Annotated in this window: 12 protein-coding genes, 1 pseudogene and 1 riboswitch; of the genes and pseudogenes, 7 read left to right on the forward strand and 6 right to left on the reverse strand. The window is 51.6% G+C overall.

All coding sequences use genetic code 11. The features are described from left to right. Positions 1 to 269 precede the first annotated feature (269 nt). Together ampE and ampD are read right to left on the reverse strand one after the other, a co-directional pair. Positions 270 to 1,106, reverse strand: a complete 837-nt coding sequence (gene ampE, locus CWI70_RS06400) for a regulatory signaling modulator protein AmpE (protein WP_126771565.1) — start codon at positions 1,104 to 1,106, stop codon at positions 270 to 272. A gap of 10 nt (positions 1,107 to 1,116) precedes the next feature. Further along, complete coding sequence (ampD, locus tag CWI70_RS06405; protein ID WP_126771567.1) at positions 1,117 to 1,668, reverse strand: 1,6-anhydro-N-acetylmuramyl-L-alanine amidase AmpD; 552 nt, start codon at positions 1,666 to 1,668, stop codon at positions 1,117 to 1,119. A gap of 143 nt (positions 1,669 to 1,811) precedes the next feature. On the opposite strand from ampD, the gene nadC reads away from it, so the two are divergent. From nadC to zapD, 7 genes and pseudogenes are all read left to right on the forward strand, one after another. Then, positions 1,812 to 2,654 (forward strand): carboxylating nicotinate-nucleotide diphosphorylase, encoded by an 843-nt coding sequence (nadC, locus tag CWI70_RS06410; protein WP_126772775.1) that lies wholly within the window; start codon positions 1,812 to 1,814, stop codon positions 2,652 to 2,654. A gap of 91 nt (positions 2,655 to 2,745) precedes the next feature. Next, a riboswitch (cyclic di-GMP riboswitch) is annotated at positions 2,746 to 2,866 on the forward strand. 172 nt (positions 2,867 to 3,038) lie between these two features. Continuing rightward, a pseudogene (locus tag CWI70_RS06415) lies at positions 3,039 to 3,446 on the forward strand (pilin); the annotation flags it as partial. 223 nt (positions 3,447 to 3,669) lie between these two features. Next, a complete protein-coding gene (pilB, locus tag CWI70_RS06420) occupies positions 3,670 to 5,367 on the forward strand; it encodes a type IV-A pilus assembly ATPase PilB (RefSeq protein WP_126771571.1) in 1,698 nt (565 codons plus the stop codon). Positions 5,368 to 5,378: 11 nt separating this feature from the next. Further along, a complete protein-coding gene (locus tag CWI70_RS06425) occupies positions 5,379 to 6,614 on the forward strand; it encodes a type II secretion system F family protein (RefSeq protein ID WP_126771573.1) in 1,236 nt (411 codons plus the stop codon). After that, entirely contained in the window at positions 6,614 to 7,495 is an 882-nt protein-coding gene (locus CWI70_RS06430) for a prepilin peptidase (RefSeq protein WP_126771575.1), read from the forward strand. The genes CWI70_RS06425 and CWI70_RS06430 overlap by 1 nt, the downstream gene beginning before the upstream one ends. Then, a complete protein-coding gene (coaE, locus tag CWI70_RS06435) occupies positions 7,495 to 8,142 on the forward strand; it encodes a dephospho-CoA kinase (RefSeq protein WP_126771577.1) in 648 nt (215 codons plus the stop codon). The genes CWI70_RS06430 and coaE overlap by 1 nt, the downstream gene beginning before the upstream one ends. 1 nt (position 8,143) lies before the next feature. After that, positions 8,144 to 8,992 carry a cell division protein ZapD gene (zapD, locus tag CWI70_RS06440; RefSeq protein ID WP_126771579.1) on the forward strand — a complete coding sequence of 283 codons (849 nt, stop codon included), beginning with the start codon at positions 8,144 to 8,146 and terminating at the stop codon, positions 8,990 to 8,992. 72 nt (positions 8,993 to 9,064) lie between these two features. On the opposite strand, the gene CWI70_RS06445 is transcribed toward zapD, so the two are convergent. The 4 genes from CWI70_RS06445 to secA all read right to left on the reverse strand — a co-directional run bounded on the left by CWI70_RS06445 (position 9,065) and on the right by secA (position 13,264). Continuing rightward, positions 9,065 to 9,388: a hypothetical protein gene (locus CWI70_RS06445; RefSeq protein ID WP_126771581.1), complete on the reverse strand. Its 324-nt coding sequence runs from the start codon at positions 9,386 to 9,388 to the stop codon at positions 9,065 to 9,067. Beyond that, on the reverse strand, positions 9,375 to 9,749 hold the full coding sequence (locus CWI70_RS06450) for a type II toxin-antitoxin system RelE/ParE family toxin (RefSeq protein ID WP_126771583.1): 375 nt from the start codon (positions 9,747 to 9,749) through the stop codon (positions 9,375 to 9,377). Before CWI70_RS06450 ends, CWI70_RS06445 begins: the two co-directional genes overlap by 14 nt. A gap of 406 nt (positions 9,750 to 10,155) precedes the next feature. Next, positions 10,156 to 10,551 carry an 8-oxo-dGTP diphosphatase MutT gene (mutT, locus tag CWI70_RS06455; RefSeq protein WP_126771585.1) on the reverse strand — a complete coding sequence of 132 codons (396 nt, stop codon included), beginning with the start codon at positions 10,549 to 10,551 and terminating at the stop codon, positions 10,156 to 10,158. Continuing rightward, positions 10,538 to 13,264, reverse strand: coding sequence for a preprotein translocase subunit SecA (gene secA / locus CWI70_RS06460; RefSeq protein WP_126771587.1), 2,727 nt, complete (start codon positions 13,262 to 13,264; stop codon positions 10,538 to 10,540). Before secA ends, mutT begins: the two co-directional genes overlap by 14 nt. Positions 13,265 to 13,289 lie beyond the last annotated feature (25 nt).

Here is a 13,289-nt window from a genome sequence, read left to right on the forward strand (position 1 = left end):
ACGTTTCGACCATGCCCGTTCAATTCAACGCTAGTAGCCCGTGGTTCTACCACGGGTCACACCACACGTTTCGACCATGCCCGTTCAATTCAACGCTTGTAGCCCGTGGTTCTACCACGGGTCACACCTCACGTTTCGGCCATGCCCGTTCAATTCAACACCCCCCGTGGTAGAACCACGGGCTACTGGGTCATTGGTCTTACCAAAAGCAATGCGGGCATTTTAGACCAAATGACGGCACAACCCAAACTTTTCTTGGCTTTTCTTAACTAAAGCCAGCCTGCGATCGTCAAAATCGCTAACAAAACAATAAAGAACAACAAGTTACGCTTCAGCAGCGCGACAGTGGTCAGAGCAGTTGAAGTCACATCATCCTCATGTTTCGGTGCCAAATCTTCCGCCGCGTCAGCCACCTTCGCCAGCGCCACAAAGTTATTCTGCGGCGTATTGCCCACCGAACTCAGCCACACCGGCAGCGCCTTGCCAAAATTGCCCACCATCAAAAAGCCAAAGCTCATCAGTCGCGTCGGCAACCAATGCAAAATCAACTGCAACTGCGTCCACGCCTTATTCCGCGGATGCTTCATGTCCCGTAACGTGGCGTACACCAGCGCCCCAAACACGCCAAACAGCACATAATAAAGCAGCGTGGCAAAATAAAAGCGCAAGTGAATCCACAGCAACAACTCATGCACGGGTGCTGCCTCATGTCGCCCAGCCGCACGCCGCAATTGCCGCAGCTGTTCCGCACACGCACCCGTATCGCCCTCATGGGCCGCCGCCAGATAAGCTTTATAAGCCTGTCGCGCCGCGCCACATTGCATGGTCGCCAACAATGCCAGCACACCCACCACAAACGACAGCAAAAACGAATCCAGCAATGCCACCACAAAACTAATGATCAAGGCCGGCAATACCGCCCATACCACTTCACCGAGCAAGTGCTGTCGCCACTGGCTAATCTTCTCTTGGCTGTCGCCACCCATTTGCGTTTGTTTGGTTTGCCATTGTTGCCAACGCAACACAATGCGTCGCCAATGCAAGTTGCGACTCAAAGTCACCGAACGTTCTAACGAGTAGGCCAACAAAATCGCCAATAATTGCATGAATGTGTCCTCAAAGTTCCTGTGCTAACAGCGAACGAAAATGGTCCCAGTCAAAGGCTGGACCCGGATCAGTTTTGCGCACCGGCGCAATATGTTGATGCCCAACAATACGCTGTGGCGTCAACGCGGGGTACTCACGCACCGCCGCTGCAGCAAGCCGCGCAAGTTGTTGATACTGTTCTTTAGTGTAGGGGTCGGTATCCGTTCCCTCAAGTTCAATGCCGATGGCAAAGTCATTACAGCGCCGCCGTCCGCAATAGTGCGAGACACCTGCATGCCAGGCCCGTTTATCAAACGGCACGTACTGCACAATTCGGCCATTGCGATGAATTACGCAATGGGCCGACACCCGCAGCCCCGCCAGCACATCAAAGGTCGGATGCGCCTTCGTATCAAGCGTCCCCATAAATAGTTGATCAATATACGGCTGACCAAACTCCCCTGCGGGTAAGCTAATGCCATGCACAACCAGTACACTAATGTCCTGCGGATCAGGCCGCTCATCATGATGCGGCGACAACTTTTGCGTAGCTTCGTTAAGCTTGCCTGCGGTGATATCCACGCGCCATTCCTCTTTATACTATGGTTAACCGATGCAGAAATGCCTTCGCAACATTGTCACCCCCAACGCCAGCCATTACAATACACAGAACATTGGACCACTAACCAAGAGCAACCGCAATGGACACTCGCGTACAACCCGCCATGCTTATTGCCGACCGTAAGCACATGGTCAGCCGCGCCCTCGAAGAAGACTTGAATGGTTTGAGTGGTGATTTAGACATCACTGCGCAGTTGATTCCCGCCGAGCAACAAGCCTATGGCCGCATCATTACCCGCGAAGATGCCGTGGTCTGCGGCGTCGACTGGGTCAATGAGGTGTTTAAAGTGCTCGGTAGCGAGGTTAGCTTGGAATGGCATGTGCGCGATGGCGATCACGTTATCGCCGATAGCCTATTATGCGAGTTGCGCGGCCCTGCCCGTGCCATGCTCACCGGCGAGCGCACTGCATTAAACTTTCTGCAGACCTTATCGGGCGTCGCCACCACCACGGCGCGCTACGTTGCTCTGCTCGACGGCTCCGCAACCAAACTCTTGGATACCCGCAAAACCATTCCCGGTTTACGCACCGCATTAAAGTACGCAGTGGTGTGCGGCGGCGGCAGCAATCATCGCGTGGGGCTGTATGACGCGTATCTGATCAAAGAGAACCACATTATGGCCTGCGGTTCGATTGCCGCAGCCGTCAGCGCCGCACGTACCTTGCATGCAGACAAGCCGGTCGAAGTTGAAGTCGAGAACCTTGGCGAGTACGAAGAAGCGCTCGCTGCGGGGGCGGATATCATCATGTTAGACAACTTTAGCTATGAGGATATTCATACCGCTGTTAAATCAAGGTCAAAAAATGTGCGTTTAGAAGTGTCGGGTAATATTACTTTAGAACATTTGGAAGAACTCGTAACTACAGGAATTGATTACATTTCTTCTGGCGCTTTAACGAAACATATTCAAGCCATTGACCTCTCCCTTCGAATTTCGGATGCGTAAGTATTGACGAAACCCTTACATCTGCTATGTTTAATTTGCAGTGCGCAAACCGCAGGCGTGGTCTATGCTGCGTTTGGGGAGTGCCAGGCAGTGCTTTAAAAGGCAAAGCCACCGAGAGGTGGTGACGCAAAACCTCCGGTCCAACCCAGAGTCTTTTACAGCTATACAACTTTATCACTGTAAAGATGCTGGCGGATAGCGGGGATGCAGGCTAAAGTCTGGTGGATGGCGTGGCTTTTCGGCTTTACACACGGTCGCAAGCGCAACCACAGTCTTTCGGCTAGTGCAGAGTAATTGTTGTGTTGGTGTGACAACCAACAAAGGATTGCCACACCCTACAACAATAATAATGGAACTACTTACGTTACTTTCGGGAGATTTGACATGAAAGCGCAAATTCAAAAAGGTTTTACCTTAATCGAATTGATGATCGTTGTTGCGATCATCGGCATCTTGGCGGCCGTCGCCATTCCACTTTACTCGGATTATACGCAGCGTGCTAAGGCTAGTACTGGTATTTCTGCTTTGGCTTCGTACAAGAGCGCGATCTCTATCTGTTATCAGCGTGAAGGTGACATGACTGAATGTGACCAGAATACCAATGGAATTCCAGACACCATCGCTGGAACAGTTGCTGCTCCAGCAGCCGACGCTCCAAACGGTATTATTAGCGTAACCGTAGCTGATGGTGTTATTTCAGCAACTCTGGATGCGACACCAAACCCTGATTCTCCAGCAACCGGTGACCGTATAAGTATTAAACTTGTACCGACAGCCGGCGGAGGAAGTAATATTGCATGGAAAATCGCGTGCGACGACTTTGGGGATGATAGCCGCGTAGATGGTTGTGAAGGTGCTCTCACTGCTTTTGATGCGGACGCGATCGGTTACACAGCTCCTTCAGCGTAACGCCTATATATACTTGATAAACAAATTTTATGTTTAGTACTTTTTAATGAAAGGGAAGGTAGCTACCTACCTTCTCTTTCATTTTATCTATTAGTGAATATAGCCAATGCTACACCACTCCCTTGCGGCGCTGTTGCTGCGTGACAGACGGATTCCTGAAGCGCAACTGAAAAGTTGTAGCGAGTACGCATGGGAAACGAAACTGCCCTTTACTACTGTTCTACTGGAACGCAAACTCATTCCCCCGAGCGACTTGGCCGCGTTTTGTTATAACGAGTCCAACTCACCTTGGTTGGATCTTGATAGCTTTAATGCCGACCAGATTCCTCCACAATTTATTAATGAGCGTTTGATTCGCAAAAACCACGCGGTGCCCTTGTACCAGCGCGGTAATGTGCTTTATATCGCGGTGTCGGACCCGACCCGTATTGAAACCCTCGACGAATTCCAGTTCCGCACGCGCTTACAAGCCGAAGCGGTGTTGGTTGAAGAAGACAAGCTGCAAAAGCTCATTGACAAACTGCTGGAAAACGAAAGCTCCATGCTCGGTGTCACCGAACAGGATGAGCAAGAACTGCGCGAGATCGATGCCGACGGCGAGATCCGCGAAGAGCACGGCGCCGTCAACGTTGATGGCAAGAACGATGCACCAATTGTTATCTACATCAACAAAATGCTGCTCGACGCGATTAAGCGAGGCGCGTCGGATTTGCACTTTGAACCTTACGAGGGCGAATACCGCATTCGTTTTCGTATTGACGGCGTGTTGCACGAAATTGCCCGCCCGCCGTTTGCGCTCTCGGCACGTATTGCCGCGCGTTTAAAAGTGATGTCGCAGCTCGATATTGCCGAGCGTCGCTTGCCGCAAGATGGCCGGATTAAGCTGCGCTTGTCGAAAAACAAAGCCATTGATTTTCGTGTGAGTACCTTGCCGACCATGTATGGCGAGAAAATTGTACTGCGGATTCTCGACTCTGCCGCAGCAATGATGGGCATTGAATCCTTGGGTTATGAACCCGAACAACAAAAGCTTTATGAAGACGCGCTAAAACGCCCGCAAGGCATGATTCTGGTGACGGGGCCCACAGGGTCGGGTAAAACCGTCTCCTTGTATACTGGCTTGAATATTCTGAATACCAATGAGGTGAATATCTCCACCGCCGAAGACCCGGTCGAGATTAACCTGCATGGTATTAACCAAGTGCAAATTAACGTTAAAGCTGGGCTGACTTTCGCTGATGCGCTGCGCTCGTTTTTGCGGCAAGACCCCGACATTGTCATGGTCGGTGAGATCCGTGACCTCGAAACCGCAGAAATTGCCATTAAAGCGGCACAAACCGGTCACTTGGTGCTCTCGACCCTGCACACCAATTCAGCGGCCGAGACCTTAACCCGTTTGATGAACATGGGCGTGCCGTCGTACAACATTGCCAGCTCAATTACCTTGATTATCGCGCAGCGCTTGGCACGACGTTTGTGCAACGAGTGCAAAGAACCGGAAGACATTCCCAAAGAAGAGCTACTACGCCAAGGTTTCACAGAAGAACAACTCCCCCATTTGAACCTGCAAAAGGCGGTCGGTTGTGACCAATGCACGGGCGGCTTTAAAGGTCGTACAGGGGTATACGAAGTTATGCCCGTGACAGAAGCCATTCAAGAACTTATTATGTCTGATGCAGGTTCGTTGCAAATTGGCCGCCAAGCGCGTAAAGAAGGCTATAATTCATTGCGACAGTCGGCGCTACGTAAAGTCGCCGATGGCACCATTAGCTTGGCGGAGGCGAACCGCGTCACTAACAACTAAGGCTTGGCTCTATGGCTACTGCAGCAAAAAAATCAAAAAAAATTGAAGACTTCAGTGAGTTTCAATGGCAAGGCCTGAACCGGCGTGGCCAGAAAGTGAAAGGCATTATGCGCGGCGACAATGAAAAAGAGGTCCGCGCCAAACTTCGCGACCAAGGCATTAATCCACGCTCCGTCAAAAAGAAAGCCAAGCCGCTGTTTGGCAATAAGAAAATTAAAGGCGCCGATATCGCGCTGTTTACCCGCCAAATTGCCACCATGCTTGAAGCCGGTGTGCCTTTGTTGCAGGGCCTCGAAATGGTCGCCAAAGGTACCGACCATGTACGGGTTCGTAATCTCATGTTAACCATTGCCGATGACGTCGGCGGTGGTTCACCCTTAGCCGCATCGTTACGCAAGCACCCTGAAGTTTTTGACCCCCTGTATTGCGATTTAGTGGATTCCGGCGAACAATCCGGCTCCCTTGAAGCGATTTACGATCGTATCGCTACCTATCGCGAAAAGTCCGAAGCGCTAAAAGCAAAGATCAAAAAAGCCTTGGTCTACCCTGCTGCGGTTATCGTGGTAGCGATTATCGTGACCATGATCTTATTGGTGTACGTGGTGCCGCAGTTTGAAAGCGTGTTTAATGACTTCGGCGCCGAACTACCAGCCATGACCCAGTTTGTGGTCAACCTCTCAGAAGTCGTGCAAGCCTATGCACTCTATATTGTCGTTGGTTTTATTATTGGTGCGTTCTTGTTCGGCCGCGCCATGGTGAAAAGCGAGAAATTCCGCGACAAGGTACAAGCCTACTCGTTGAAAATCCCCGTCGTCGGCATGATTTTGCACAAAGCCGCGGTGGCACGTTTTGCGCGGACCTTGTCGACCACTTTCGCTGCCGGTGTACCGCTGATTAATGCTTTAGAATCCGCCGCAGGCGCCTCAGGTAACTCGGTCTACCGCGATGCGATTTTCCGCATTCAAAGTGACGTCACCTCGGGGATGCAAATGCACACCGCAATGGTCAACGCTGATGTGTTCCCCACCATGGCCAACCAAATGGTCTACATTGGTGAAGAATCAGGTTCACTGGATGACATGCTCGCCAAAGTAGCCGACGTTTACGAACGTGAAGTCGACGACCTCGTCGACAACCTGACCGCGCTCTTGGAGCCCATGATCATGGTGGTCATTGGTGTGCTGGTTGGTGGCTTGATTGTCGCCATGTACCTACCGATCTTCAACCTCGGCGCAGTGGTGGGTTAATGCCAGAACAATTTGCAGAACTGTACTCGTTTTACCCGGCATACAGCGGGATTACTTTGACCTTTGGTTTGGTTCTTGGCTTGGTGGTTGGCAGCTTCTTAAACGTGGTAATTGGCCGCTTGCCGGTGATGATGCAGCGCCAATGGCAACGTGAATGCGCCGCAGTGAATGAGCAACCTGAGCCGCAGCATGAAACCTTCAACATCTCGACACCGGGCTCGCACTGCCCCAAGTGCAAGCATCCAATCAAATGGTATGACAATATTCCGGTTATTAGCTGGTTAGTGCTACGGGCCAAATGCCGGCACTGTAAAGCGCCGATTTCGCTGCGCTATCCGGCCATTGAAATCCTCACTGGCGTTACCTTCGCGAGTCTCGCTTGGTTCTTCGGTGCCGGTTGGCCGACACTGTCTTACATGATTTTTGCCGCCTTGCTGATCGTCATGTTCTTTATTGACTATGACCATATGCTGCTGCCTGATCAGCTCACGTACTTTACCTTATGGCTGGGACTCTTTGTCGCTTGGCTCGGTGGTCCGGTGTTGCTGCAAGATGCCGTGATTGGCGCCATTGCTGGGTATTTGTCGCTATGGTCAATTTATTGGGTGTTCAAGTTGCTCACCGGCAAAGAAGGCATGGGCTACGGTGACTTTAAACTGCTCGCCGCCTTTGGCGCTTGGGCGGGCTACCATATGCTGCCGGTGATTGTGCTCGCGGCCGCCTTTAGCGGCGCGGTGATTGGTATTACCCTGCAGGTGGTGAAGCGTAAAGAGCAAGGGCAACCGATTCCGTTTGGTCCGTTTTTGATCTGTGGCGGGGTGATTGCCATGATCTGGGGCGAACAGCTGCTGAGTTGGTACTGGGGCTTGGTGCGTATCTAATGTGGGTGCTCGGTGTTACCGGTGGTATCGGCTCGGGTAAAACAACGGTAACCAATCTCTTTGCCGCTCATGGCATTGACGTCGTTGACGCTGACGTGATTGCCCGTCACATTCTTGATCAAGGCACACCTGCCCTTGCGGCTGTAACTGAGCGCTACGGTACAGAGGCTTTGCAGGCCGACGGTTCGCTGAACCGCGCTTGGTTGCGGGAAAAAATTTTCCAACAGCCAGACGAAAAAGACTGGCTCAATGCCCTTACCCATCCACTGATTCGTGAGCAACTGCTTGCCGCTTTGCAGAACGCCAGCTCGCCTTATGTGATTCTATCGGCGCCGTTGCTGGTCGAGAATAACCTTACGCGCTATTGTGATCGGGTGCTGGTGGTGGACGTGACGGAAGCCACCCAACGCCAACGCACGGCGCAGCGCGACAACGTCAGTGCCAGCCAGGTTGAGCAAATTATGCAAGCGCAGGCAAGCCGCACGCAACGACTTGCAGCCGCCGACGATATCATTAACAATGATGGCGATAAGATCTTACTCGCCCCGCAAGTGGCGAAGCTGCACACGCAGTATTTGCGTTTAGCCCAGAGCGCCGATAAGACTACAACCAAGGGCGACGAAGCCGACCAACCGTCGAAGAGTTAGGATGAGCTACCAGTCAGACTTGTTTCAGGGCGTTGCAACGCAGTCAGAAGCGGCTATGATAGAGCCAATGACTGATACAACTACCCTACCCAACGCCGAAAGTGCGTACACGATTGACTATGAGTACCCGCTCCATGAGCGGGTGCGTACGTACTTGCGTCTGGAGCATTTGAAGCAATTGCTGAAGCCATCGGCGGCGGTGGATGCCAGTAACTATGGCCGCTATTTTGATGCGCTGTTCGCGATTTTAGAGCTGTGTGAACGCAGTGATGTGCGTACCGATGTGCAGAAAGACCTCGATCGGCGTCGCGCGCAGTTGCAAGTGTGGGCGCAGCATCCCGACGTTAACCAAGCGCAAGTGCAAGCATTAGCCGAGCGGGTGCAAGGGGCGATTCAAGCGATTCAGCCGATGACTCGCATTGGTAGCCATTTGAAACAAGACCGCTTACTGAGTGTTACGCGGCAGCGTTTTGGGATGCCGGGTGGTACTTGTAATTTTGATGTGCCGCAATTGCACTACTGGCTGCATCAGTCACAGGAACATCGTGACGCTGATTGTGAGCGTTGGTGGGGTGAGTTTAAGGTGCTGTTTGAAGGCATGGAGCTGGAGCTCGAACTACTTCGCGGGCAATCGCAGTTTGAATGGGTGGTCGCGGAAGGTGGTTTGTTGCAAGAAAGCACTGAGCCGTTAAGCTTGCTGCGGATCCGCGTGCCGGCTGACGTCCCTGCCTACCCTGTCATCAGCGGCCATAAACAACGCTTCAGCATCCGCTTCTTGAGCACCTGCCCACAACAAGGCAAAGCCTCGTTCGCCAACGACGTCGAATTCGAAATCGCCCTGTGCCCGTAGCCCGTAGTTCTACTACGGGGAAGCTACAACCACCGCGCAATGTTCGGATTTGACCCGTGGTAGAACCACGGGCTACGCTGCATTTCCCAAAAATTGGTCGGCTGAATGAATTCCTTCACGGTTTTGACAGGCCTTAAACAAGCCAAATAATTTCTTTGCAGTTGCATTTCCATTTGGCCCTACCATGCGCCGCAACCCAGACTCTTTCATTTGCAGTTCAGCAGCCACTTCTCCAAAAGCTTGCGTGCCGTTCAAGTAGTCACGTAATAGTGAATTACCAACCGCAATGTCATCTTCTAAGTAGGATTCCAGCGCCTCTAGTAACAACGCTTTGCGATATTCAGGATCCTTACACAGTTCCATAACCGTATCTTTGAATTCTTTAGTTAGTGGCATGTTGGTCACCTTGGTTCTTGCGAACTTTGTAATCAGTTAAGTATACTTTCGCTCGCTGAATTACTTTCTGTTGATCAGATTTTGTGCTTCCCGCAAACAAAATAATTAGGTTGTCGCCGTCAATCATGTAATAGACACGATACCCTGGTCCAAAGTTGATTCTGCGCTCATACAATCCGCCACTTTGTTTGATGGACTTATGATCGCCAAAGTTTCCAGTCTCCATTTGAGTGATCGCTTTGGTGATCTTTGCTTGACCTCGCACGTCTTTTAACTTTGCTAGCCAATCACTAAATGGCGCGTCGCCGTTTCGAGTCAGATACTCCTTTGCCTTGCGATTTATGACTTGGCTTGATTTCATGCAGAATCCTTTTGCATTATAAAATAACGTTTATGTTATTACAATATTCGGGTGGCATATAAACTATTCGAAGTATAGCGCCCTTTGCTGTAGTAGTTCTGAGGCTGATTTGAGGCACAGAAAGGGTAATGCGTTAATCCTGATGCAAAAGAGCCTTGAAGGCGCAGTTTTGCTTTACGTTTGGAGTAATGCGTCGTAAATGTCGCATCGATAGTGACGATTTTATTTTGGGGCACGTAGCCCGTAGTTCTACTACGGGGTAGCTACAACCACCGCGCAATGTTCGGGTTTGACCCGTGGTAGCCCGTAGTTCTACTACGGGGGAGCTACAACCATTCCGCAATGTTCAGATTGGACCCGTGGTAGAACCACGGGGTACAACCGCGCCGCGGCAACGGCGCAACGGTCATTCGACCAGCAGGTCGATGATGGCTTCGTTGGCTTCGGGGAATTGGTAGGCTTGCAGGGCGTAGGCGGGCACCCAGCGCCATTCTTGGCCTTCACGCTGGGCGATGTCGCCGGTAAACGCGATAACGCGCCAGACGTCCAATACGACGCGTTTATCGCCGTAATTATGATGAATCACCGTCAGTGGCGAGGCCGATTGCACGACAATGCTGCATTCTTCACGCAACTCCCGCACTAACGCATCATAGACGGTTTCGTCGGCTTCGACTTTACCACCGGGGAATTCCCACTTGTCGCCTTGATGCAGGTCTTTGTGACGTTTACTAATGAAGATGTCACCGTCGGCGTTTTCAATGACGCCGACGGCTACATGGACGGGATCAGAGCTTGCCATGGCAATGCTTGTATTTTTTCCCTGAACCACAAGGGCATGGTTCGTTACGGCCAACCCGTGCACCAGCCGCTGCGGCAGCGCCCGCCGCTGGACCACTGGCTGCAGCCTCACCGGCACCGCTGGTGCTGGAACTTTCGTGCTGGAACTGCTGACGTTGCGCCAAGCGTTCTGCTTGCTCACGACGTTTCTGCTCAACCGCTTCAACGTCTTCTTCGGCGCGCACTCGAACTTTACTCAGCACCGTCACCACGTCGAGTTTCAAGGCTTCAAGCATATCGGCAAACAACTCGAAGGCTTCGCGCTTGTACTCTTGTTTCGGGTTTTTCTGCGCATAACTACGCAAGTTAATACCCTGACGCAAATGATCCATCGCCGCCAAGTGCTCTTTCCAGTGACGATCCAAACTTTGCAGCATGATCGCTTTTTCAAACTGGCGTAACACCTCAACACCCACTTGCTGTTCTTTCGCTTCGTAAGCTTTCTCAAGCTCTTCGATAATCTTCTCGCGTAGAATTTCTTCGTGCAGCTTGTCGTCTTCATCCAACCATTGCTGAATCGGCAACGGCAGGTCAAAGTCTAAACGCAAGCGCTCTTCAAGCCCTTCGACGTTCCACATTTCTTCCAGTGATTGCGGCGGAATGTACTCGCTAATCACCTGCTCCATCACGTCACTGCGAATAACTTTGATGGTCTCCGAAATATCGCCTTCATCGAGCAACTCATTACGTTGCTCATACACCACTTTACGTTGGTCGTTGGCAACATCATCGTACTCAAGCAAGGCTTTACGTACGTCGAAGTTACGTCCTTCAACTTTACGCTGGGCATTTTCGATCGCACGGGTCACCCAAGGATGCTCAATCGCTTCACCACGCTGCATGCCAAGGCGCTTCATCAGGCCAGCCATGCGCTCAGAGGCGAAAATACGCATCAAGCTATCTTCCAGTGACAAGTAAAAACGTGACGAACCTGGATCACCTTGACGCCCTGAACGACCGCGCAGCTGGTTATCAATACGGCGTGATTCATGACGCTCGGTACCAATAATGTGCAAACCGCCCGCTTCGACCACCGCATCGTGGCGCTTCTGCCACTCTTGCTTCACTTTTTCGATTTGTTCTGGGGTTGGGTCTTGCATGCCCGCGATCTCGGACTGCAAGTTACCGCCCAAGACGATATCGGTACCACGACCGGCCATGTTGGTCGCGATGGTCACCGCACCAGGTAAGCCGGCTTGCGCGACAATGTCAGCCTCTTTGGCGTGGAACTTCGCGTTCAAAACATTGTGCGGGATTTTTTTCTTCTTCAAGAAATTCGACAGCAACTCTGAGCTTTCGATAGAAATCGTACCGACCAGCACGGGTTGTTTCTTGGCACGACATTCTTCGATGTCCGCCACAATCGCTTCGTATTTTTCTTCGGCAGTGATGTAAATCAAGTCCGGACGGTCGTCACGGATCATCGGCCGGTTGGTTGGGATCACCACGGTTTCCAAGCCATAAATCGACTGGAACTCAAACGCCTCGGTGTCCGCAGTACCGGTCATGCCCGCCAGTTTGTTGTACAAACGGAAGTAATTCTGGAAGGTAATCGACGCTAAGGTTTGGTTTTCGTTCTGAATATTGACGCCTTCTTTGGCTTCCATCGCTTGGTGCAAGCCTTCTGACCAACGACGGCCTTCCATGGTACGGCCCGTGTGCTCGTCAACGATAACGATTTGGTCGTCTTTAACAATGTAATCGACGTCTTTGGTGAACAAGTGATGCGCACGCAAAGCGGCGTTCACGTGGTGCAGCAAGGCGATGTTCGATGCTGAGTACAATGATTCCTCTTCACCGAGCATGCCACGTTCTTTCAAAATCGCTTCAACGTGCTCTTGACCGTTTTCGGTCAAATGCAGCTGTTTCGCTTTTTCATCAATGGTGAAGTCGCCTTCGCCACGCTTTTCTTCGGTGTCTTCTTCATCGGCGCGGGTTAATAGCGGCACGATTTCATTCATTTTCATGTACAGCTCAGAGCTGTCTTCAGCGGCACCCGAGATAATCAACGGCGTACGCGCTTCGTCGATCAAAATCGAGTCGACCTCATCCACAATCGCGTAGTTAAGCTTCTTCTGCACGCGTTCTTTGGGCGAGAACGCCATGTTGTCGCGCAGGTAGTCAAAACCAAATTCGTTGTTAGTACCGTAAGTGATGTCGGCAGCATAAGCAGCCTGCTTGTCTTGGTGCGACATACCCGGAATATTAAACGCCACAGTCATATCTAGGAATTCAAACAGTGGGCGGTTGGTTTCGGCATCACGACGCGCAAGGTAGTCGTTCACGGTCACGATGTGCACGCCGTTACCGGTCAGCGCATTCAAATAAGCGGACAAAGTCGCAGTGAGGGTTTTACCTTCACCGGTACGCATCTCGGCGATGCGGTTGTCGTTCAGGATCATACCGCCAACCAACTGCACGTCGAAGTGGCGCATGTTAAACACCCGCTTACTCGCTTCACGTACGGTGGCGAAGGCTTCAACTAAGATGTCATCAAGGCTTTGACCGTCGGCGAGGCGTTTTTTGAATTCAGCGGTTTTTTGTTTGAGTTCGCTATCGATGAGGGCTTCAAATTCTGGCTCGAGGGCGTTGATGGCCGCGACCTTCTTTTGTAGTCCCTTGAGAATACGGTCGTTGCGACTACCAAACACTTTGCGGAATAGACTACCTAACATGTGATTCTATGATCCTGTGGTTAAA

The organism is Pseudidiomarina homiensis (assembly GCF_003987225.1).
GTDB lineage: Bacteria > Pseudomonadota > Gammaproteobacteria > Enterobacterales > Alteromonadaceae > Pseudidiomarina > Pseudidiomarina homiensis.